The organism is Alloactinosynnema sp. L-07, assembly GCF_900070365.1.
Lineage (GTDB): Bacteria > Actinomycetota > Actinomycetes > Mycobacteriales > Pseudonocardiaceae > Actinokineospora.
This window is the reverse complement of sequence record NZ_LN850107.1, coordinates 2,038,375-2,060,064: the sequence shown is the minus strand read 5'-3', so window position 1 is coordinate 2,060,064 and position 21,690 is coordinate 2,038,375. Positions and strand designations below refer to the sequence as shown.

Below are 21,690 nucleotides of genomic sequence, written 5' to 3'. Positions count from 1 at the left end.
GTGGACGGTGAGCAGCGAGAATCGGATGCTTGACGGTGGGGTGCTGGGTTAGCGTGGGGCGGGGCCGAGGGGAGGATTCGATCTAGGGGAGGTCGATGTGGCGAGTGCACGTGAGATCCGGGCGCGGCTGCGTAAGAAGGACGATGACGATCGGCGCAGGCGTGAGGATGCTGTGGTCGCTGTTGGCCACGCGGCGGCGGCTGCTGCCGGGGCCCGGTCGGCGAACGATGCTGTGTTGCGTGAGAAGGTCGAAGCGGCGCTGAGGGTGCCTGAGGGTGATGCCCGTGCGCCGAGGCTGCGGGAGGTGTTCGAGGCGGCGCTGGCCGACAGTCCGTCGGTTGTGAGGGCGGAGTTGGCGGCTGGTCGCGCGGTGCTCGCGGCGGAGGCGATGAGGGTCACGCGGGTCGAGTTGGCCGAGTTGACCGAAGTGCGGGTCGAGGACCTGCGGTTCTGGGCGCAGATGGCCCGGAGCGAGGCGGGTGCCGCCGCGGCTTTCGTTGCTTCCGAGGGCCAGGTCGCGGCTGGCAAGCCGGTGGCTGGGTATTCGGTGGTCTTGCCGAGGGCGGGCCAGCGTGAGGAAGGCGATTCGATGGCGGGCAGCGATGCCTCGGCTGTGGCCGGGAACCGTTAGGTTCACCGCGTTGTCGCAGTTGCCCGGATCTAACGGTGCCCGGATCTAACGGTGCCCGGATCTAACGGTGCCCGGATCTAACGGTGCCCGGATCTAACGGTGCCCGGATCTAACGGTGCCCGGATCTAACGGTGCCCGGATCTAACGGTGCCCGGATCTAACGGTGCCCGGATCTAACGGTGCCCGGATCTAACGGTGCCCGGCCGCCACAGGGAGGGTGTGGTGGCTGGGGCCGTCAGATGTCGAAGAGGCTGAGTTGGTCGGCGAAGGCGTCGCCGAGGGCGAGGACGGCCTCGACGACGGTGGCGAGGGCGTCGGGGTCGGTGGTGCCTTCGGTGATGGCGGCGAGGACGGCTTGGCGGATGGCGTGGGATTGGCCTGCCTGGCCGCGTTTGTCGGCGCGGTCGATGCGGTGGCTGCCGCCGCCGGTGTGGGCGAGGCGGTTGAGTTCGGCGGCCATGAGCAGGTTCTGCTGCTGGGTGCCTGCGCGTAGGTGGTCGAGTCGGACGCAGATGGGCACGTTGCAGGTGTGCATGATGACGGTGCGCGGGGGGATGGGGCCGTAGTGGGCCCACCAGATCCAGCGGCTGACACGGACGATGTCGGAGCGGACGGCGGCAGGGAGGTCGGCGTCGGTGTAGTTCGGGTCGTGGAAGCGGCCGTAGCCGTCGTCGGCGAGGCTTCGGACCCAGATGTGGTGGTTTGAGGTGATGACGATCTTGCGGCTGAAGCGTTCCCAAGCTTTGGCTGTGGCATGGAGTGGTACGGGCAGCAGTGTGCGGGTCAACGTCGCCGCCTTCCGTCACGTGCCGGCTCGGCTGGGTAGCCGGTCGTGGTCATCATGCATGCGGGCGGCGACAGAATCGGCGCGGACGACTGTGGTGGGTCGCGGTCCGGCACCGAGGCTTCCGGTGCCGGACCAAGGCGGGGTGGTCAGGCTGCTGCGGTGATCGGCTCCTGGGCGGGTGTGTTGGCGGCGAGTGCTTCGTCGGTGGCGTCGGGGCCCATCGGGACCACTGCGGCGATGGACCAGTTCAGGTCGGGGCCTGCGTAGTTGGCGACGATCGACTGGCGGGGGACGTTGTAGCCGCCGGTGGCGCGGAAGCTGTCGTTGCGCGGTTTGCCGACGACGATGAGTCGGAGGCCGACGCCCTGCTTGGGCTGGCGGGCGAAGGTGGCCATGATGTTGTGGGCGAGCTTCGTGTAGGCGACGACGGTGTAGAGGACCTTGTTCGGGTGCCATTCGTCGCCGACCTTCTCGCCGTGGTCGACGACCATGACGAACTTGAACTCGAGGTTCTTCTTGATCGTGAGGCGGTCGCCGATGATCTCCCTGACGTAGCCGATGTAGGTGCTGTTGTCGGTCATGGCGGGCTCCTTGTGGCTGGGGTTGGTGGAACGCGGCTGTGCCTCAGCGGGCCGGGTGGGAGGTCCGAAGGACGGCGGGGAATCGGGCTGGGTCATCCCAGTGGGATCGCGCGTGAGCGCGACCGAGCGCAGCGAGGCTGGTCTCACTGGGATGGCTCGGCCGGGTTCATCGGCGCGCGCCTCCCTGCCGGTTTGCTGACCTGTGGGCGGTCCACAAGTCCCGGTTGCCGCGGCTCGACGTGAACGGGAATGCGTTCGGGGGTTCGGTTGATCGACGGACGCCGGCCGGGTGGGACGCGGTTGGTCGAGCGGCGTTGGCACCGCTCTCGTGTTGGCTTGCCCTCGGCCCGGTAGTGGAGTCGGTCTCCGCCTCGTGTGCGTCGGTTCGCTAGAGGTCGAGTCCGTCTGCTGCCGGGCGTGGGATTCGGCAGCGAGTGGTCTTGCGGTGGGCGCCTGGCGCCGCGTTCGGTGCGGTTGTGCGCTGGACCGGCGCGCACGCCGAGGGCCGAGTTGCTGTGAGCGCGTGGCGGACGGGTGAAGAGTTGTCCGACGGCGCGGCCGCTTGGTGCCGCGCCGTCGGAGCGATCACTGCTCGGTGTCAGGTTCTCCGTCGAGGCGGGTGGTGGCCGACCAGTATGTGACGGCGTTCGCGTCTGCGGTGCTGATGTGCGGGGCGAGGTATTGGTCGGCTTCCAGGGCGGTGATCAGGTCGTCGGGGATGTGCGCGTAGTTCCTGACTTCGGCGATGATGTCTTCGGCGTGGGACACGGTCTCGTATGGCGGTCCGGCGGTGGCCACCATGGTTGGAAAGTCGCAGGCCTTGTAGACCTGGGACATGAAGCTGCTGGTGCGGCGGTCGTAGCCGACCCAGATGGTGTCGGCTGTGGCGGTGTCTTTTGTGGTGAGGTAGTGCCTGGTCATTGTGTGTGCCTTCCGGGCTGTGGTGGAGCTGACGCGCCCCGGTTCAGCGCGGCGGCCGGGGCCTGTTGGGCGGCGGCTGGGCGGTGCGCGGTCGTCGCGCAGCCCCGGCCGGTGTGCTGTTGTGGTGTGTCGGCTCGCTGCGGATCGGGTGGCCGCGCGGGGCGCGGCGTGGTCGTCGGTTGGTCGCCCCGGCGGTTGTGGCTGGGGCGACGGCCGGGGTCTATCGACGCAGGCCGCGGGCGAGGGTGGCCAGTTTGTTGTGGTCGGTGAGCAGCACTGCGGCGATGATGCTGGTGGCGGCGAGAATTCCTGCGAGGAGGATTTCGGGGGCGTAGCGGGTGAGGGTGGAGAGCTTGTCGCTGGACGCGGTTCTGTCCACCACTGCCGAGATCTGGATCTTGAATCCGTTGATCTCGCCGTCGTAGGCGACGGTGCCGGTGACGGCCTTGGTGGATGGGGTCAGGCCGAGCGTGTCTGCCCACTGGCGTGCGGCTCGACGGGCGGCGTCGGGTCGCCGGTTGGCGATGTAGCCGACCAGGACGGGTGGGCGTGCGGCGGGGTCGCGGAAGTCATAGTCGGTGCTCCACAACCACGTTGGGGCCTCGTATCCGAGCTGGCCGCCGAGGTCGTCGAGGTGGTCGATGACCTCGTCGGCCAAGTCGAGGAACAGGCCGGCGGCGTGAAGCAGGTGGTGGGTCGGGAATGCGCTGGGCATGTGGTCGTTGGGCACGCTGTCTCCTGAGCTGGGTGCTGGTTGATCGCGGCGCAGCCCAGCGCGCCGGGGCGGGGCCCGGAGGGGCGGCGGGGGTTGCGGCTGGTCGGGGCGGGTGGCCCGCAGCGCAGCGAGGACTGTCACCCGCGCTGATCGGGCCGTGTTCATCGCCGCGGACCCCGCTTCAGGTGTGCTGCCATCGGGCGATCTGCCGGTCCCAGCCGGGTGCAGAGACGGCACCAGGCGCGCGTTGCTCGACGACGTCGTGGGGGCCGGGCTCGGCTTCTGACACCACCCACGCGCGATGGGTTGCGGTGCGGGGCGGTCCCCTGGCGGCGATGTTCTTGGCTGTGGCGCGCGGTCCAGAAGCTGGCGCGGTTGGCTGTGAAGCGCCGCCTGGCGCGAACGGCCTCAGGGTGGTGCCGTCAGGCGCCACCACCCTGGACGGGGTGGTATTCGGGTGGAGGCGCCCCTGGCGCCGGAACCCGGATTCGATAACAGGGGTTCTTCGCGGAGCGCCGTTAGGCGCGGAGCCAGCGGGGGCGGCGCCGCCAGGCGACGACCCCGCCGTCAGCGCAGCATCCGGGTGCAGGCGCCCCAGGCGCCGGAACCCGGATTCGGTGCCCGCCGCCAGGCGGGCCGGGCGGGCGGGTGGGCGCAGGGGGAGCACGAGGGGGGCGCGAGGCCCCCTCGTATCGGTGTGGCCGGCTCGATGCCGGTCACACCGATGGCGCGACGGGCGGGCGGGTGCCTGGTGTGCGGGGATCGGCGGCCGGTGGGGTCCGGCCGCCGATCGCGGGTCACTTGCGGCTCGTGCTGATCGCGGCGTTGTACTCGTGGGCGGCGCGAATCGCCTTCGTAAGCACTTTCAGGGCGGCGGTGTTTTCCTTGCCCTGTGCCCAGGGCTTCATGTCGTCGTAGTCCTCGCCATTGCGGGTCCACGCGCGGGCGGCTGCGGCGACGCCGGCGCCGGTGACTTTGCCGTTTGCCCAGTGGGCGACGGCGGCGCGGAGTCCGGTTTCCGCCTGGTACTCGGTGAGGTGGGGAAGTGCGAACATCACCACGTCAATTCCGACCGACATTGCAGAGTTCCGGTCGGTCTTGGTCTCCCTCTCCGGGGCGGTCGCCGGGAACCTTTTCGGCTCGACGAATCGGACAGTCACTACACCGGGGGCGGGGCGCTGGGCGGCAACGGCGGGCTCGACCGCATCACGGCAGGCGGCGGAGCAGAACCGCGCTTCCGCGCGCAGGACGGAAATATCGGCGTCGCAGTTCCCGCAAACGCGGGCTTCGCCGGGGGTCCGGGCAACGGCAGGGGTGGGCGGGTACAGGAAGTCGTGCAGGCACTCGGGGCAGAACGTGATGTCCTCGGCGGTGGTGACAGCGGGTGCGCCTTCGCCCTGTTCGGTGTTGTAGGCGGCGATCAGGTCGGCGTCGGTGGCGTAGGTGCGCGTGCACTCAAAGCACACCTGAAATGGCGCCTCGGTGTCGTTGGCGCCGGTCTGGCTGTCGACGGCGGGGGCGCTGGCGCTGGGCTTCGTCGGCAGGATCAGGGCGGGAACGATAACGCCGCTCTCGTGGCAGTCCTCGCACAAGCCATTGAGCCGGACAATGCGCGAACGTTCCCGAGCGCTCAGTTCAAGGCTGCATTCCGCGTTGCGGCATACGGCGGTGAGGGCGGGGGCGTCTTCGGTGCGGTACAGGTTGAGGGATGCGGGGCGGTCGGTGAGGGTCGCAGACATGGCGTTTCCTTTGTGTCGTTCGCGGATCGTGTTCCCGGAGGTTTGGCGACTCCGGCGGGGCTTTTCCGTTCCCCTCGAACAAGGGAAATATTACCCGCGTAGCGGCCTAAAGACAATCTGTAGCCGGGCCGCCAAGATAACGGGTTCGTATCCATATTCGCAGGTCAGAGGGTGTGCGAGAGTCGCGTTTCGCCTTCCATGAGTTGCTTTGCGTACCGTTTCAAGAATAGGCGAGACCCGGACGCTATTGAATTCGCGAATTCTGGCGGGGCTTTACCCCTCCCCCAGAAGCGGTGTCCGGGTCCGGGGCGGAGCTCCGGCGGGTCCAGGGCTTGGCCCTGGTGGGTTCGGGCGACGCCCGTCCGGCCTCTGGGCCGGTGCGGTAGACCTGGGAGGTGGGCCTGGAACGGCCCTTCTCTGTGGTCTCCCCCATCGCGGCGCGAGCTGGTTTCATCCAGACCGGGCTGACGGGCGCAAGCGTGGAGCGCTGGTCCGTTCCGGTGTGATCGCGCGTCAGCGCGACCCCGAAGGGGCTTGTCTCGCCGGAACGGATTGGCGTGGAACGCTTGCGCCCGTCAGCCCGGTCTGGCTCAGCTCGTTCGTGCCGCGATGGGGGAGACCACAGGGCCGTTCCAGGCCCACCTCCCCCACCCCGTGGTCCGGAGGCCGCCGGACCCAAGGTCGGTGCCCGGCGGGCGGCGCGACGATCGCCGCCACCGGGACGTGCGCCGGGAAGTCAGAACATTCTGGGACGCCGGTGTGCTGGGCAGTGGCCATCTGAATGAGCAGGACTATCCAGGACAGCGCGACCAGGAGTGCGAGTCGCCAGGTGATGCGGGTGTCCGCAGATGCGGATGGCGCCCTTGATCAGGGCGGCGACGACTCAGAATTGGGCGATGATCTCGATCACGGGCGACTCCCGAGTGGTTGAGGGACGAGGACGGTGCCGGGCGGGCCTCGGGGGCCCGCCCGGTAGGCGCTCACCAGTCGGATCCGCCCAGCTCCGCGGTTTCGAGGTCGATGCGCACCAGGTCGGCGTAGGCATCGTGGTCGTCGAAGTCGCGCCATCCCCGATCGGCGATGAACTGGGCCCCCAGCTCGTGGTGGAGCAGCTCGAGCGCGGAGGTCTCGGCGAGGACGTCGGCGAACAAGTCGGTGTAGGTCGCGGTGATCATCGGGGTCTCCTGGGCTGGGGTGTCGGTGGAACGCGGCCCTGCCTCAGCACGGCGGGAGGGGCCCGAAGGGGCGTGCAGGTGCGCAGCGCTCGTCGGTTCCGGTGTGATCGCGCGCAGCGCGACCCCGAAGGGGCTTGTCTCACCGGAACGGATGGGCGTGGAGTGCTTGCACGCGAACCCCTCCCGTCGTGCTGACCTCTGGGCGGTCCACAGGCGCTCCACCCCCGCGGGACCAAGAGCGCGACAAGCTCCGCCCGGGCGTCAGTCACCTTCGCGACGTCGCCGGAACCGGTTCCGCGGACTGTGGTGGCCCAGCGCGCTCATGTCGGGTGCGGCTCGGCGATAGGCCCGATCGCGCGGTGACACCGGACGACGGCGTAGCGGGGCTTCCGGAAAGCGTCGACATGGAGCCGGCAGGGACATCCGGCGAGGGCCTGGTGGCGTGGCTGGAAGGTGAGACGGCGGGAGCGACTCAGGTTGACCAGGCTGGTAGTGCGCCACGAAGTTCCTTGGTGTGCAACAAGTTTGGGCTGAGCGCTTCGTGTGTGGCGGGCCGCCACGCTCAGGGCGGGAGCGAGACGGTGGGCGCCGATGCACAAGTGCGCGGCCGGGGTCGTACCGGAGAGGGTCGGTCCCGCCCGGGCAGCGGCATCGGTGACGCAGGTGGGTCAGGCCGTCAGGTTGGTGATAGCCCTCGGGGTGCTCTTGCCTGCGGCCAGTCCGTTGCGGATGTGGTGTTGGGCTTCGTGGGTGTTCCATCGGTCGATGCCGTTGTGGCCCTGGGCGGCGTCGAGCAGGACCCGCTCGGCGAGTTGTTCGTCGAGGGCTCCGGCGCCGACGAGGCTGCCCAGTGCGGCGGCGGAGCGGAACAGGACGCCTGCCCTGGTGCCCGGTGCGGCGGCGGCGACGGTGCGTGCCTCGTCGTCGAGGGCGGCGCGGATGTAGTTGGCCAGGCGCTGCCCTCCTTCCATCTGCGGGATGGGTGCGCGTGGTGCGGGTGGTGGCGGAGTCAGGCTGGTGATCAGAAACTGTGGAAGCGGCTGCAGGGTGTGCGGGCGGAGCGGGTGCGTCCGGTAGCGCCGTTTGGCGCCGTCGATCACAGTCAGCGACCCGGCCGCGACGATGAAGCCGCCGTGGGCACGGACGTCGATCAGGGGGCCGAGTCCGATTCCGAGGTGGCCGATGGTGTTGCGCAGTTGGATGTCGGGCGGCGCCTCGAAGTAGCGGTGTTCGCCGGTGGTGGGTGAAATAACCGAGTAGGTGTCGATCGGGTCGGGCTCTCCAGCGCGATCGGCGAGGATGGCGAGAACGTCGCGGCCGTGTTCGACGCCGAGGTGCGCCCAGTCGGATGGAAGGGTGCCGTGGGCGACGTCGAGGTCGATGACGACGATCCCGGCGGGTCCGCAGGGCACGCCGATGTTGTAGGGCGCGGTCGCCCACCAGCGTCGCAGTTGCCGTTCGTCAGTGGTGGCGCGCCTCTCCCAGTCGGTGATGGCGGGCTTCTTTTTGTGTTGGTAGAGCGGGAATACCGGCCAGCCACGGGCGGCCGCGGCGAGCGCCGCTCGCAGGCGTGGCGGGTCTGTGCGGTGGTGGCGGGTGGCCGGTTCGCTCCTGGTGCGGTTGGTGGTCATTGGTTCCTCCCCTGGGTCGAGGGTATGTGGAAGCGGTGCTCCCGCGCAGAGGTAGACGCTGGTCACTGGGTTGGAACGGGGTCGATGACGAGGGCGGTGACGTCAGCGGCGCCGGTTCGCGTTCCGGCAGCGACGATCAAGTGGGCGCTGGTGGTCGGGTGTGGGATGCCGACGGCCAGGGCGGTGAGCGTGTCGTGCGGCACGGCGTTGTGCAGGTCACCTGCGGTGAGAACCAGCCGGCCGCGAGGTCGGCTGGTGTGGGTGTGCCTGACCGTTGATGAGGCCGCGCGGTCGGTTGTCAGCGGCACGAGGCATTCGCCGCGCACTTCGTAGGCGCGGCAGTCGCCGATCCAGGCGATCGAGTACCCCGGCACGTCATGCCGCGCGACGACGAGAGCAACGGAGGGCGCTGGCCTGTGGGTCGGGTCGCAAGCGGGCATGGCCAGGGATAAGGCGGCCTCGGTCGGGAGGCCGCGGTCGACGATGTCGTCGGTGGCGAGGCGCGCGGCGCGTGCGGCGGCGGGGCTGCGGTCGTGGACGGCCCAGGCGGAGGCGTTGGCTCGGGCTCCCCCGACGCGCGCGGCTGCGGGGTCGGTGTGGTCGGGATCTGTTGTGTGGTAGGCGATGCCGCAGTGGAAAACGGGCCATTCGTCCGGCCAGCGCAGGTGGGCGCGGGCGAGGGCGCGGGCTTCGCTGCGGCCGCCGGGTGGGTCGATTCTCTGCGACCACCCGCAGATGATGCAGCGCGCGGCGGCTGGTTGGCCCAGCTGGGGTTTGCTGGTGACGGTCCGGTGTAGGACGCGTCCGGTCGTCTTGCTGCGCACGATGGCGCTCATGGCGGACTCCTGAGGCTCGGCGGGGCTCGTGAATGTGGTGGAGGCGTTGTGCGGGGCGCTGATGGCCCCGCCCCACGACGGTCAGCCCCGGCCGGTGATCAGAACCTGGGTGAACCTGAGGCGAAGCGGGTACCGCTTGGTGGTGTCGGCCACCGTGTACTTCGGGCTGCGCAACCAGCGGACGCGGTCGGTGGATGCCTCGTCCAACAGAACCTCGCAGGTGCGATCGGTCTTGTTCACCGACGCGACAGCGCCGATCAGTCCGGCGAGAAACTTGGGCCTGACGTCGATGACCACGACCTGGTCGCCTGTGGTCAACCCGGACGCGAGCGCCTCGATCCGTCGCTTGCGGGCGCCGTTGAGCGTCGTGAGGTCCTCAATCGTGGCGTGGTTGAGGAAGAAGTCGACGACCTGGGCGAAGCTCTGGGCAGAGTCGAGAGCTTCCAGGGCGGCCAAAGGGATTCCGTCGAGCTGCTGCTGGCGGTGTTCGGCGGCCGAGCGTTCGTCGAGCGTGATCTCCGCGGCCTTGCCGTTCATGGATCGCACCACCCCGACCAGGCCGCACAGCGTCCTCGGCCTCATGTTGTCGCGGATCTTGACCGTGCTCCCGACCGTGACCAGCGCGGTGATCCGAGCGGCGTGCTGGTCCTTGAGCAGCTTGTGCCGGGCGATCAGGGCTGTGGTGAGGGCGGCGGCCTGGGGCTGGCTGAGCGCGTCGACGTTGGCCAACGCGGTGTCGATGTTCACGACGTCTCCGTCTGTAGGGGCGGATGGAACGCCCAGAGCGGAGCGCGCCGCCGGGCCGCCGCATGGGTTGGACAAACCGGTGGCCGCTGGCCCGGCGGTGTGCTGGGCTGCGGGCGTCCTCCGCCCACTGGCACGGAGATCTCGCTACCTACGGCGCGGAGTTGCTCTCGCGGGAAAGAGACGGGATGGGCTTGCCGGGCGACGGAGGGTGCGCCGACTGATCGGGCCCGCTGTCATGCCCCTGGGCGGCGGCGCGGGGATGCGTTTCGGCTCGTCCCGGGTCCGCGACGTGAATCCGGGACGAGCCGACGACGCAGCGAGGCGATCAGCCCTCCCATCGCTGCTTGCGTGCGTACTGGCGTCCGGCCTGGCGCTCGCGGCGATTGGCGGCGGTCTTGACCGCCTTGGCCTCTCCGGCCTTGGGCCGTTCGGTTCGCCGGTGATCGAACATGTCGATCTCGGTCCCGTTCAGACGAACGCGGCGGCCGGTGCTGGGTCGCGTGCTCATCGGTGGCCTCCTGCTCGGTGGGTACTGCGTGGACGGGCGCAGCCCTGCAGCGCCGTGCCGGGGCCCGCAGGGGTGGCGGGGGTTCCGGTTGGGCCATCCCGGTGGGATCGCGCGTCAGCGCGACCGAGCGCAGCGAGGCTGGTCTCACCGGGATGGTTCGGCCGGGTTCATCGGCGCGTAGCCCCGACGCGGTGCTGCTGCCCTGAAGAGTCCTCGCCGTCCCGTCGGGCGGGTGCCACCCGGGGCGTTCGCGGTGGAGGGCCGGGTTCATACAAGGACGTCGGTTCGGGCATGGCCGCGAGCAGGTGGCTTCGCCAGGCCAGGGCGTAGGTGGGGCAGCTCGAACAGGTTGCGTGGGCTGCGGCGCAGGTCGGGTGTCGTCGCCCGGCTCGGCGGGCGCTGTAGGACCAGGTGGCGGTGTCGCAGGAGGCGATGAGGTGTCCATAGCGGCGCAACCCGCCGCCCTTGACGCCGTGCAGGACCAGCGGAGCGCGGTCGAGCAGTGATGTCACGATGGCGGCGACCTCGGGGGTCGCCTGGCGGGAGGCGATGGACCCGATGCCGACGCGCGGCAGTGTGGCCAGGTCGACGCCGTACCTGTCGAACAGGTCCCAGCACAGGTGAAAGTCGCGTTCGGTTCGCCCCTGCAGTGACGGGATGATCGGGCAGTCGCCCGGATCGCCGCCGCTCGACCAGGTCGAGGTAGTTGGTGACTGTGTTCCACAGGTGCGCGTCGACCGGCAGCCCGGTGCGGCGTAGCTGGTCGTCGCCGACCAGCCAGTCCATTTGACCGGCGAACGCGAGGTTGCCGACCTCTTCGGCCAGGCGGCGTACCCCTGTGATGTAGGTGTGCGGGGACAACGTGTCCCACCCGCCATGCGTGCTCAGGCGGTTGAAGGCGCCGGAGTCGAGCAGCCAGGGCGCCCGCGCCCGCGGCAGGGTCCGCCGTTTGGAGAGGTGGTGGTAGGCCAGGCAGAGCGGCACGTCCAGGTCGGCCAGCCACCGTGGGTTCGCGGTGCCGAGGAAGAACATCGCCGCGCGGGGAGCCGGACTGGGCGGTTTCGGCTTCTAGGAGGCGAGGTCAGACGGTCTCGTCGGTGAGGGTGAATCGCACGTCGATGGTGTGCTGATCGACTCGATGCACCCGGGCGGCGGTGAGCAGTCGGGCCTGGTGGCGGATCAGTTCGAGAGCGCCGGAGAGTCGGTGGGGTGTCGGGGTGAGTACGTCCAGAACGGTGTCGTAGTCGTTGACCTCGAGTAGGTAGGCCAGTTGGGCGTCCAGTTCACGTTGGTTGATGCGTGCGGCGTGCTGCTCGGCGTGGTCGTGCAGCGTGTCGTGTGCCGCTGCGTCGGAGAGTTCGGGAAGGGCGCCTGAGTTGTAGGCGATCGCGGCGTCTTCACCGGCGGCGTCGAGCACCGGCTCGACTAGGTCGTCGGGGGTGGTGCCGAACAGTGCGGTGGCCAGACGCAGGCGCGCCAGGTTCTCGTCGGCTGCGCCGGGTGAGATGGAGGGAAGTGACATGACCAGGTCCTTCTCGTGATCGAGGGCACCGTCGAAGGGCGGTGCGGGACGGGCCGCCGCTGGCAGCCGCCCACTGGACGACCTTCTCCGCGGTCGGGAGCCGGCGAGGGGCGGCTGCTTTGCTGGGCCCGTGCCGCACCGCGCGGGGCGGTGTGGACAGCGAGTTGTGTCACCTTCGCTGCGCCTCGTGGGCCTATCGGGGATCTCGATGGGCGGGCGCCGCGGACGACATCGCGCGAGGGAGGTCGGCGGCTCGATCTGGAGCGGGTGGCTGCGATCTGCGGATGGAGGCGAGGACCTGGCGCTGGTAGCCGATTCCGGGTGCGGCTTCGTAGACGTCGTGTATGAGCACGGTGGCTTCGGTGAGTTGGCACAGCAGGTCCACCGCGGCCCGCAAGCGCGTCCGGTAGAGGTGGGGCAGGAACGCGTAGATGTCGGTGCCGGAGGTGATCTGGTGCGTCAGCAACTGTGTGGCCAGTGAGGGCACCGGAATCGAACCTGTGTCGGTCATCGTCTGGTCGTAGGGGTCGATCTCGGTGTCGGGGGTGATCAATCCGTGACGGGCCGACAGGATTAGCACGGAGGCGGGCAGCCCCGATTCGGTGGTGAGCGCGGCTTCCCGCTCGACTACGCGTAGGGCGAGGCGGAAGGTCGACCCGGTGTAGAGCAGCCGCGCGGGGGCGCGGTGGGTGAGCTTGCTGTTGCTGCAGGGCACCACGAACAGCGCCCGTGTGGCGGTCACAGGTCTCCTCGGAGTGAGAGCGAGGACGTGGCAAAACCGCTGGTGGGCCGCCCGGTACCGGGCGGCCCACCAGGGCTGGTCAGGCGGCCAGGTCCACCTGGTCGTCGTCCTGGACCGATACGTCATCGGCATCGATCGGGGTCACCCTCGCGAGAGGCGCGTCGGCGGGCTTGTCGTCGTCGGAGTCGAGGTTCTCGTCGCCGGGCGTGGTTTCCTGGTCGTCCTGGTCGTCCTGGTCGTCCTGGTCGTCCTCGTCGTCCTCGTCGTCCTCGTCGTTCGGGCTGGCCTCGACCTCGATTTCGTCGACCACCGCGGCGGCGAGGGCCGCGTCCACCGGCTCGGACTGGTCTAGGACCAGCGCCTCGACGTCGGAGAGCACCCAGTCTTTGAGGCCGGAAGGCTCCACTGTCTGCAGCTTGAGCGTCTGTAGCTTGGCGAAGTGGGCGACCTCCTCGTCGCTGGGCCGCTCCCACGTCGTGCGGCGGCTGACGCCGTCCTCCACCGCGGCCAGCACCATGACCATGCCGATCACGCGGGCCCGTTCCGGCTTGGCCTTGAGGATCTCCTGCATGAGGGCCTTCTTGGTGCCGTAGCCGCCGAACTTGTCGTCCCAGCCGAGCAGCTTCAGTGCCAGGCGGTGTCCCCTGCCGGCGGCGTCGGCGTAGCGGCCGCTGCTGGCGCGCATCGCCTCCAGCCAGGTGTCCTCGCCCTGGGGCAGGCTGCGGCGCTTGGCGAACTGCGACAGGGCCTCCAGGCGCTTGATCGTGGCCGAGTCCCACGCCTTGCCGTTGTCGATCACCGTCTTGCGGTACTTCTTCTGCTCCTCGGTCATCGGGCCCTTCTGGACACCGCCTCCGCTGAAGTGGAGGGTGCGCTCGACGAGCGTCTTGCCTGCCTCGGCGTTGCGCTCGGCGTGCTTGTACCTCTGGAAGTCGGTGCAGACATGGATGACGCGGACGCGGCCCTCCTTGTTGAAGTACGTCGCCTGCTGGTAGGTGAGGTAGGCGGCGTGGCCGGGGCACTTGGAGTGCCGCTTGACGCTCAGTGCGCTGCCCGGCTTGGTCTTGGCCGTCGGGCGCAGGTCCGCGATCTGCCGGACCTGCGGGCCGGAGAGGGTGTCGGGGCGGTCGATGACCGCCACGCCCTCCGCAGCCAGCTTGGCTGCTTCTGCCTCGAGCGCCAGGCGCTCGGTGCGCGCGTCCCGCAGCCGCTGGGCGATCTGGTGGAGCTTGCGGGGAGTGGACTGGGCGGCCTCGGTCAGTTCCTCGACCGCCGCGGCCTCGTCGCCGTGTGCCTCGAACTCGGCGACCACCGCGCTGTCGGACAGCCCCAACACACCCTGCTGGGCCAGTTCGGCGGCATGGGTGCTCTGCGCGACCGCGACGAGCACTACGGCGTCCTTGTCCTTGAGTCGCAGGCGCTTGCCCACCTGGTCGGGTTCGACGCCCAGGTCCAGCAGCCCCTGGACGGTGCGCAGGTGGTCGGCCTCGGTCATCGCGAAACGCAGGAAGTTCGCGCCATGCTGCTCGACCAGGCGCTCGATCTCCGCGGCCCGCTCAACGGTGATGAAGAAATCCTGTGCCAGGACCAGGGCCGGGTGCCAGGTGTCCTCGCCCCGCGCGAGTGCGCGGCGCTTGGCCTCGCGCAGACCGTGGGTTCGAACCTGCCCGTCGCGTACGACCAACTGCCCGAACCTGTCGTACCTGGCGATGATGGGCACGTAGTTGCCGCGGTCGACGAGGTCGTCGACGAAGTCTGGGTCGAGGTCCTCTGGCTGAAAGGTGCGGGCGTTGTGGCCGATGACCAACTGGTCCGCGTCGACGTGCAGGAGCTTGAAGTCCTTGACCTCCTCGGCGCTGGTCGGCAGGACCAGCTCAAGCGCAGCCATGTTCACGTCGAGGTCCGAGGCCTCGGGCAACACGACGTCGGAAGGGATGTCGATCTCGGGGGCGAGTTCGGTCGTGGTCATAGCGCTTCTCCAGTTCACGAATGCCGGCAGAGTGGAACTGCCGGAGAGTCGAAGCAGTCGAGACACGAGAGGCCTGTCTGCTTGCCCCGTTGCGGGACGCACTCGCCACAGCGCCGCCGCCCGCAGACCGCGGCGAGGACACGCCGCGCTACCTGTGGATGGGATCCGTGTGGGCTCGGGGGCGTGTCCTCGGTGCGGTGCGGCCGCGGCGCTAGAGTGCGTGTCCCGCATCACGGCAAGCCGACGAATCGCGTGCTTCTGTTGCACGCGTTGCGGTCCACAACCCGCTCGGCGCGCAACCCGCGCCGCCCTGGCGGGTGGGCAAAGTGGATGCTCGGTGCCCGGTGTCCACCGGGCACCGAGCCGTTGTCAGACCCACTGGATCCCGCGCTGGTTGTCCCGGCACCACAGGGCGATCTTGTGGAGCTCTCGGACCTCGTCCTGCTCCTCCGGGATATCGGCGCCATGCCCGCTCGCGGTTACGCGCAGGGTCGGCCGGGCATGAGAACGTCCGGGTCCGCAGGGGGCAGCGCCAGGGCGATGAGGACCCGGTCGAGGAACTCTGCGCTGTCGGCGCTGCCGCTGTACTCCCCCGCCTTGAGTTCGGCGTACCCGAGCGCGTCGAGCAGCAGGTTCGCGGTGGCGTAGGAAACCTGGAGCTGGGGCCCAGCGTTGTCGTAGATCGGCTGCGTGCTGGGTCCCAGGAAGCTGCAGTTGTCGGGGCGCTCGCAGCCGGGCAGCACCGCGTAGGCGGTCTTGGTCGCACCCGCCTGCTCCCGCAGTCGCCGGACGATCTCGGCCGCTGCGGCGTAGCTGTCGTACCGGACGGCGGCGGCGGTGACCTGTGCGCACCCGCAGGTGACGACGTGCGCGGACGGGTCGAGGACCTCTGCGCAGAAGGTGATGGACATCGTGGCTCCCATGGGGCTGGTAGTGGGGACGCCACGAAGCACCGGCGGAGCGCCGCATGGGCCGGAACAGGGCTCGGCGCAGCCGATCGCGCAGCGACTCCGGCCCTTGGAGGTCCATGCGGCGCTCCGCTTGGCTGTGGGCGCCCAGCGCCGGCCCATGGGAGCCGAGCCGCCGTGGGCGACGACGAGCAACGCCCTCAGCGGGATCGTTGTCACTCGGACGCGGTGACCATCCAGCAAGGTTGCGCTGTCATGTGCGTGACGCCCAGCAACGCGAGGGCGGCAGCCAACTTGGCGTCCCAGCCCTCGGCCTGGTGCCGCCCGTGCAGGTCGAGCAGGTCGACCTGCACCGGGGTGTCGTAGTACGCCGTCGTGATGCTCGCCGCGAGCACGAACGACGGTGCTACCTCCCAGCTGTAGCACTCGAGGTGTGCACCGACGCGAGCGGCGGCGGCGGATGCAGGATCGGCGACGGCCGTGTGGTCGACCGGACGGTCGGCGCATGCGAGACGCAGATTGGCTTGGTCGCGGAAGTCGTAGATGCTGTCGGGGTCGTACCAGCTCAGCTCGTGAGGGGACTGGACACGGTGCTGGGGAGCGGCAGTGTGTCGCACTTGCCAGGGTTGGTCGCCGCCGCCGAGGTCGACACCGTAGAGCAGCGACCCGTTGATCGTGGTGGTCATAGTCTCGACCTCCTGTTCAGCGTGGGATTCGGCCGGTGGTGACAGCGCGAGCGACGCGGGCGGAGGCGACTCTGCCCTGTCGGGTATGGCTGCTGCGGCGGCTGGTCTGCAGGTAGTCGCGGACGCGGATCTTGCGCGTCGCGGGTTCGTCGACGAGTTGGTCGGGCGCCGTGGCGGGACGCGCTTCGCTGAGGTCGCGCGGCTCAGTGTTGTGTGCGTGGGCGGGTGATTTGGCCGGTGGGGTGAGGTCGGTCGTCATCGGTGGTCCTTGGTGGATGGCGGGTTGGAACAGCGCCGGTCCTATGTGGAGCGCGGCGTGGTTCCGGGACGCGCTCGCCAGGCACCGGCGCCCGTCCATCCGGCCGCCGACGTGGTGACCGCACGGGAAGCCGCGCTGTGGTCGGATGGGCGGGGGTCGGTCACAGTGCGCGGGGTCCGGTACTGCCGTGGCATGGGATGTCCATGTCCGGTTCGGACGTAGGTGTCGGCCTGCGCATGGGCAGCCGATTGTGCCTACCTTCACCGCCCGCCGCGTATTCGTCCGGCGCCCGGTGATAGGCCTGGTGTGCTGACCTCGGCGGCGCGGTCGACACGTGACTGCTGCGCACAAGCATGGTTGGCGCTGGTCAGAGCCGTGCACACGGCGCCGCGTGTGCGGACCTACTCTGTGGGTATGTAGGCAGCGATCGCGGCCCTGATGGCGTTGGTGTCCTGGACCGACACCGGGTGTTTGGCTCCCCCGAGCCGCTGTCGAGCGGGCTTCGGTGCGGGAACGGCCAAGCGCCACAGTGCCTCGCCCAACGTCTTGGTGTCCCAGCCGATGCGGGCGGCGAGGTCTGCGGTGGCGACGACACCGGTCTCGTCGTCGTGGAGCACTACCGCGAGCAGATCCAGGACCACGGGCCGCTCGTCGGCGGCGTCCTCGTCGTGGTGATCGTCGGTGAGGGCGGTCAGCAGGTCGGGATCGACGGGTTGAGGTGGTTCGGTTCCGGCGGCGTCACCGGTGAGGAGCCCCAACTCGCGGCGCCGGTGGCGTCCCTGTGTGGCGGCGGCGTCGCTGGCGGGGAGGTCGATCTTGGCGGCTCGGACGATGACGCCTTCGGCGGCGTCGACGCCGGACAGGTCATCGGCGAGCAGCCACGCGGCGCCGCGGTGGCGTTCGGTGAATTTGGTGGCGTCGACCCCGGCGGACGCCTTGCCGGTGCCCAGGGCCATGTCGTTGGACTGCTGGGTCGGCAGGCGCAGCGCGATGCGGCTGGAGATGTTGTCGCGCAGGCGGGTGGGGATGGATCCGCGGTCGGGCTTCTGGGTGGCCAGCAGCACTGTCACCCCGGCTGCCGGGCCTTTGCGGACGAGCCAGGACAGCTTGTCGACGATCATGCGACGCAGCTCGCGCACGGCCTTGGTGTCGCTTGCCAGTTCCTCGCAGGCGAGTTGACACTCGTCGATGGCCGCGACCAGCCACGGCATGGAGTCCTCGGCCAGGGCGCGGGTGATCTTGCCTTCGGGGACGTCGGCCTTGGGCATGGTCTTGAACTGCCGGTAGCGGTCGAGGACTTCGTTCTCGAGCTCGATCAGCAGGGCAAGCAACCGCAGGAGGGTTTGCTCGGTGTCCGTGCCTTCGGCGGAGGCGATGAGCAGCCGGTGCGCGACCGGGGCCAACGGGGTGAAGTCCGCGCCGTCCTTGAGGTCAACGGCGTAGATGCGCGTGTGTGGGTCCAGGCAGGCGGCGATTAGGAACAGTCGGAGCACATTGGACTTGCCGTAGCGGGGTAGGCCGGCGATCAGCCACGAGGTCCAGCACAGGGCCACTACGACATTGCGGCCCCGGGCGGTGGCGCCGAGGGGAACGCCGTCCCAGATCGACAGGGTGGGCAGGTCCTGCAGCGGCGAGCGCAGGGCTGGCTGGGCGAGCGGGTCGATGTCGGCGACCCAGCATGCCAGCCGCCCGGCGTGCCCGCCGGAGCCGCGGACGCGTTCCAGCACCAGTTGGGCCTCGTCGACGCCGAGGGCGCTGGCCAGCGCTTCCCTGGTGGCGATGGCGGCCGAGGCTTTGCGCCCGGCGGGGAGGTCCACCACTACTGCCCAACCGGCGCCGTCGCGTCGGGACCGCGACGGGAAGGTCAGCGCTTCCTTCGGCCCGATGATCTTCGCGGCGCGGAACGCTTCGACGAGGTCGGCGCCGTTGACCGTCCACGACAGACTCAGGCCACTGGGGAACACGCCGCGGCGACCGGGTGCCTGGTTCTTGCGGCGCCCTGCCCCGCGAGTGCGGCCGCTGCGGCAGCCGAGGTGTACCACCAGACCGCGGGGCCCCAGAAGCGGTCGGCGACGACCAGGGCGGTGGCCCCCGCACCGACCGCGCCTACCGTCCACCAGCGGCGGCGAGAACGGTGCCCGTGGATCTCGGAGTAGCGGTCGGCCAGCTTGTCGATGGCCTGAGCGGCGTCGTAGAGGTCTCGGACGCGGACCCATTTCCACCATGCCCGCAGGGTGACCACCAGGCCGTAGCCGACGGCGCCGCCGAGGCTGCCGGAGGCTTCCGCGGTGGCGGCGACAGCACGGAGGCCGGGGTTACGTTCGGTGGCGCGGCGCCACCGCGCGGGCAGGGCCGTCACCGCGGTGGGTAGCGCCCGCTGCAGGCGGGTGTGGCGGTACTCCTCCGCGCTGATCAGTTCGCCGTCGAGAGCGTCGACGTGGGGCGGGGACGCGGGGACGGCCGGCACCGGTGCGCTCGATCCGGGCGGGTCGTCGGAGGGCGGCGTGGTGGGCATGTCGGAACTCCCCGGTCGAACGCGTACGTGGACCGGGGACGGGCAGCAAGACATGTCGCCCCGTGCCGGTTCTGTTCCCTGGCACGGGGGCGACCGGTCTTGCTAACGTGCGCGTCCACGTTGCGGTGGTGAGCGCATCGCTCAGGGCTCGCGCGCAGCCGACGTCGAAGGCGAGGCGTGGCCGAGCGGGGCACCGTGGTCTCGGACTCGCGCGATCACTGGTTCGAGTCGCTCGGGCACGGCGGGATCCTCGGGGCCGTAGAACGCTATGGAGGTGGTCGGCCTTTCGTCGCGGCAGCGGCGTTTCGCTCTGTACATCGCCAGGTCCGCGGCGTGCATAAGACGGTCCACGCGGTGGCGCACCGCGGCTTCGGCGGCGGGATCGCGAGCTACGACGTCGACCGGGCGCACGGCGCCGAACGCCGCGCCGCAGCGCAGGTCGCCGACATCCACGGCGCAGGCGCCCGCGACCACCTCCAGGTAGTGCCGCCAGTTTCCGTCGGGCAGATCGAGCAGCACCGCGAACTCGTCGCCGCCAAGCCTGCCGATCAGCGCCGACATACCCGTCAGAACATGCAGGCGCCGGGTGATCTCGCGTAAGAGGTCGTCCCCGGCGGCGTGGCCGAGGATGTCGTTGACGGGTTTGAGGTTGTTGACATCGAGCAGAAGCAGCACCGGATCGCGCAAGGTGGGCAGCGCTTCCTTGGCGGCGTCGGTCCAGGCCAGCCGCAGCAGAACCCCTGTGACCGGATCGCGGCGCAGACGCTCGTTCTCCCGTCGCAGGCGCTCGTTCTCGGCGAGGAGCCGGATAAGCGCGGCCTGCGTGAGGTCGAGTGCGCGCCGGTCGCGGCGGCGGGCCACGAGCGCTGCGACCAGCGAACGAGGGCGGATGAGGGGCATGAGGGGCTCCGGGCGCGTGGTGACCGTCCCAAGGCGGTCACGACGAAGCAGCTCCCGGCGGGCCGGGCCTCTGCGTGGACGCGCTGGTGGTCAGCGGCCCGATCCCGGCCACGTCAAGGGAGGCGGGTCAGCACGGCGGAGCCGGTGCGCATCCCTTGACGTGACCGGGTGGCGCCGCTTGGCTGTCGCGTTCACGCAGTGGCGAGGTCAGCCGTGCGGCGGGGTGGGCGCGGGGGCGTCGGCCATGAAGGCGTCCGCGGCGCGCGCCGCGCGGGACAGGACGGCGGCGTGTGTTGGCAGATCGCGGTGGCTGGGGTCGAGCAGGATCCAGTCGCCGCCCAAGGAGGGCAGGCTGTGGGCGACGCGACCGCTGGTGTCGAGGATGCGGATCGGGTCGTCAGTGCCGAGACGGACTTGCAGCGTGGAGGGCTGGGCGTCGGCATCGTGCATCTCGAGGTCGAAGTTCGCCTGTCCCACAGGGGTTCGCTCGCGATGTCTCGTCGGTGTCACTCGCCACGCGTGCTCGACCGGTGCGTCTGGGGCGCGACGACAGTCTCCTTCCACGATCAACTGCCCTGGGCGGAGGTCGTGCAGGAACTCGATCGGCAGGTTGGGCGGGTGAGAAGAGGTCTGCGATCATTCGGGCGGCCAGCAGCAGCGCACCGGAGTGGAGGCCGTCGCGGCGGCGGGCGTCGGTGTGCGTGATGGTTTCGGCATGTTCGCGCAGTAGCGTCACCGCCTGATGTGGCTGACCGCCGAATGCCAGCACCCTGGCCAGGGTCACGACCTGGCCGGTGGTGCGGTCTTCCCGCAGATCCTGGCGGGTGCGCCAGTCGCGGTCGCGGCGAGGGCGAAGGATGCCGTGGTTGTAGTCGGAGTCCAGCCGCCGCAAGTGGAAGGCAAGCTCGCGGGCGCTGTGCCCGCGCCTGGCCGACTGGTCGCCGCCGAGACTGATGGTGTTGGCTGCCGCGCGAAGTGGGCCTCGGGCGGCGTCACGCAGTGGCTCGTCACCGACGGCGACGCTATGCAGGACGGCCGCCAGGTGCAGGCCGCTGATCCCGCCGAACCGGTTGCCCGTACCCGGGTCTGGTAGTTCGCCGTACTCGTCGTGGTCCTGCCACGAGGCGAGTGCGGCGTAGACCTGCTCGGCGCGGCGGGTCCAGTCGATCTGGGTGCCGCGCGGATCGACCGGCCCTTCCAACGCCGCCACGTAGGTGCGTGCAGACCGCGGGGTGAAGTTCAGCTCGACGTCGGCGGCCAGCCGGGTCCACCAGGCATGCCGCAAGCGGTCGGTGAAGCGGGTGACTGGGACGCCGGATTCGGCGTGACGCACGTGCCACCGCTGCGGGCTGCCGCACCGGTAGGCCAGCAGGCCGCCCCCCTCGGAGAGAAACACCTCCCGCGCGGCGGCGACGGCCGCCAGCAACCTCTGGCGGGCGTCGCCGAAGAACCCGTCGGCGGAAGGGTGGTCGGCCGAGGGTGGCATAGCGGCCCGGTGGTCGAGCACGTGCGCGGCATCGGCGAACGGCGCTTCGGCGCGCGGGGCGACAAGAGTCGGGCGATCAACTGCACGCGGCGGCCCGCGTAGCCCATGACGGGCGGGGTGCACTCCGTGGGATGGATTTGGGACGACGGATGGGTCATCTCTGCTCCTGGAAACGCTGGTACCGGCCGGACGGCCGGCGGTCGAGGCGTTACAGGGCGGCCCTGAGCCTGTTGGGGCGGCTTCGATTGGCCAGGGCCGCCCTACGCTGAGCGACCGGCGGGCCGTTCGCCGGGACTCCCGCCAGGCCCCGCGTGGAACCGGGCGGCCTGGCGTCTCGGGACTGCTGCAGGCCGCCGACCCAAGGTCGGTCATGCGATGCGTTCTGCACCCATGGCCGCCGATCAACCACGGTGCGGCGAGGTCGACGGTTCA

At 70.0% G+C, this 21,690-nt stretch carries 22 protein-coding genes; 1 reads left to right on the top strand and 21 read right to left on the bottom strand.

All coding sequences use genetic code 11. From position 1 onward, the window contains the following. Positions 1-97: 97 nt before the first annotated feature. Positions 98-631, top strand: coding sequence for a hypothetical protein (locus BN1701_RS09235; protein WP_157367869.1), 534 nt, complete (start codon positions 98-100; stop codon positions 629-631). A gap of 235 nt (positions 632-866) precedes the next feature. On the opposite strand, the gene BN1701_RS09230 is transcribed toward BN1701_RS09235, so the two are convergent. The 21 genes from BN1701_RS09230 to BN1701_RS35395 form a co-directional block, all read right to left on the bottom strand. Further along, on the bottom strand, positions 867-1,418 hold the full coding sequence (locus BN1701_RS09230; RefSeq protein ID WP_054047387.1) for an HNH endonuclease signature motif containing protein: 552 nt from the start codon (positions 1,416-1,418) through the stop codon (positions 867-869). A 146-nt stretch (positions 1,419-1,564) separates the two neighbouring features. Next, positions 1,565-1,999 carry a hypothetical protein gene (locus tag BN1701_RS09225; RefSeq protein ID WP_054047385.1) on the bottom strand — a complete coding sequence of 145 codons (435 nt, stop codon included), beginning with the start codon at positions 1,997-1,999 and terminating at the stop codon, positions 1,565-1,567. 585 nt (positions 2,000-2,584) lie between these two features. Then, on the bottom strand, positions 2,585-2,920 hold the full coding sequence (locus BN1701_RS09220; protein ID WP_054047383.1) for a hypothetical protein: 336 nt from the start codon (positions 2,918-2,920) through the stop codon (positions 2,585-2,587). Positions 2,921-3,140: 220 nt separating this feature from the next. Then, positions 3,141-3,650, bottom strand: coding sequence for a hypothetical protein (locus BN1701_RS09215; RefSeq protein ID WP_054047382.1), 510 nt, complete (start codon positions 3,648-3,650; stop codon positions 3,141-3,143). Positions 3,651-4,432: 782 nt separating this feature from the next. Next, positions 4,433-5,374: a hypothetical protein gene (locus tag BN1701_RS09210; RefSeq protein ID WP_054047379.1), complete on the bottom strand. Its 942-nt coding sequence runs from the start codon at positions 5,372-5,374 to the stop codon at positions 4,433-4,435. Positions 5,375-6,354: 980 nt separating this feature from the next. After that, positions 6,355-6,549 (bottom strand): hypothetical protein, encoded by a 195-nt coding sequence (locus BN1701_RS09205; protein ID WP_054047377.1) that lies wholly within the window; start codon positions 6,547-6,549, stop codon positions 6,355-6,357. A gap of 668 nt (positions 6,550-7,217) precedes the next feature. Next, entirely contained in the window at positions 7,218-8,180 is a 963-nt protein-coding gene (locus BN1701_RS09200; RefSeq protein WP_054047374.1) for a bifunctional DNA primase/polymerase, read from the bottom strand. Positions 8,181-8,242: 62 nt separating this feature from the next. Further along, positions 8,243-9,016: a hypothetical protein gene (locus BN1701_RS09195; protein ID WP_054047372.1), complete on the bottom strand. Its 774-nt coding sequence runs from the start codon at positions 9,014-9,016 to the stop codon at positions 8,243-8,245. 81 nt (positions 9,017-9,097) lie between these two features. Further along, the gene (locus BN1701_RS09190) at positions 9,098-9,763 is read right to left on the bottom strand and encodes a hypothetical protein (RefSeq protein WP_054047370.1); all 666 of its coding nucleotides are present in this window, start codon (positions 9,761-9,763) and stop codon (positions 9,098-9,100) included. 325 nt (positions 9,764-10,088) lie between these two features. After that, the gene (locus BN1701_RS09185) at positions 10,089-10,271 is read right to left on the bottom strand and encodes a hypothetical protein (RefSeq protein ID WP_054047368.1); all 183 of its coding nucleotides are present in this window, start codon (positions 10,269-10,271) and stop codon (positions 10,089-10,091) included. A 1,081-nt stretch (positions 10,272-11,352) separates the two neighbouring features. After that, on the bottom strand, positions 11,353-11,793 hold the full coding sequence (locus BN1701_RS09180) for a hypothetical protein (RefSeq protein WP_054047366.1): 441 nt from the start codon (positions 11,791-11,793) through the stop codon (positions 11,353-11,355). 193 nt (positions 11,794-11,986) lie between these two features. Then, the gene (locus BN1701_RS09175; protein WP_054047364.1) at positions 11,987-12,535 is read right to left on the bottom strand and encodes a DUF6884 domain-containing protein; all 549 of its coding nucleotides are present in this window, start codon (positions 12,533-12,535) and stop codon (positions 11,987-11,989) included. Positions 12,536-12,614: 79 nt separating this feature from the next. Beyond that, the gene (locus BN1701_RS09170) at positions 12,615-14,504 is read right to left on the bottom strand and encodes a hypothetical protein (RefSeq protein WP_054047362.1); all 1,890 of its coding nucleotides are present in this window, start codon (positions 14,502-14,504) and stop codon (positions 12,615-12,617) included. A gap of 479 nt (positions 14,505-14,983) precedes the next feature. Continuing rightward, positions 14,984-15,415 (bottom strand): hypothetical protein, encoded by a 432-nt coding sequence (locus BN1701_RS09165; protein ID WP_157367868.1) that lies wholly within the window; start codon positions 15,413-15,415, stop codon positions 14,984-14,986. Positions 15,416-15,627: 212 nt separating this feature from the next. Further along, complete coding sequence (locus BN1701_RS09160) at positions 15,628-16,098, bottom strand: hypothetical protein (protein ID WP_054047358.1); 471 nt, start codon at positions 16,096-16,098, stop codon at positions 15,628-15,630. Between the two features lie 16 nt (positions 16,099-16,114). Then, positions 16,115-16,357, bottom strand: coding sequence for a hypothetical protein (locus BN1701_RS09155; RefSeq protein WP_054047356.1), 243 nt, complete (start codon positions 16,355-16,357; stop codon positions 16,115-16,117). A gap of 401 nt (positions 16,358-16,758) precedes the next feature. Continuing rightward, the gene (locus BN1701_RS09150; protein ID WP_054047354.1) at positions 16,759-18,321 is read right to left on the bottom strand and encodes an FtsK/SpoIIIE domain-containing protein; all 1,563 of its coding nucleotides are present in this window, start codon (positions 18,319-18,321) and stop codon (positions 16,759-16,761) included. Beyond that, positions 18,303-18,872 carry a hypothetical protein gene (locus BN1701_RS36390; protein WP_172803221.1) on the bottom strand — a complete coding sequence of 190 codons (570 nt, stop codon included), beginning with the start codon at positions 18,870-18,872 and terminating at the stop codon, positions 18,303-18,305. Before BN1701_RS36390 ends, BN1701_RS09150 begins: the two co-directional genes overlap by 19 nt. 141 nt (positions 18,873-19,013) lie before the next feature. Continuing rightward, positions 19,014-19,772 (bottom strand): GGDEF domain-containing protein, encoded by a 759-nt coding sequence (locus BN1701_RS09140; protein ID WP_054047349.1) that lies wholly within the window; start codon positions 19,770-19,772, stop codon positions 19,014-19,016. Positions 19,773-19,979: 207 nt separating this feature from the next. Then, the gene (locus tag BN1701_RS09135; protein ID WP_157367866.1) at positions 19,980-20,222 is read right to left on the bottom strand and encodes a hypothetical protein; all 243 of its coding nucleotides are present in this window, start codon (positions 20,220-20,222) and stop codon (positions 19,980-19,982) included. After that, positions 20,170-21,279, bottom strand: coding sequence for a hypothetical protein (locus tag BN1701_RS35395; RefSeq protein ID WP_157367865.1), 1,110 nt, complete (start codon positions 21,277-21,279; stop codon positions 20,170-20,172). Before BN1701_RS35395 ends, BN1701_RS09135 begins: the two co-directional genes overlap by 53 nt. Positions 21,280-21,690 lie beyond the last annotated feature (411 nt).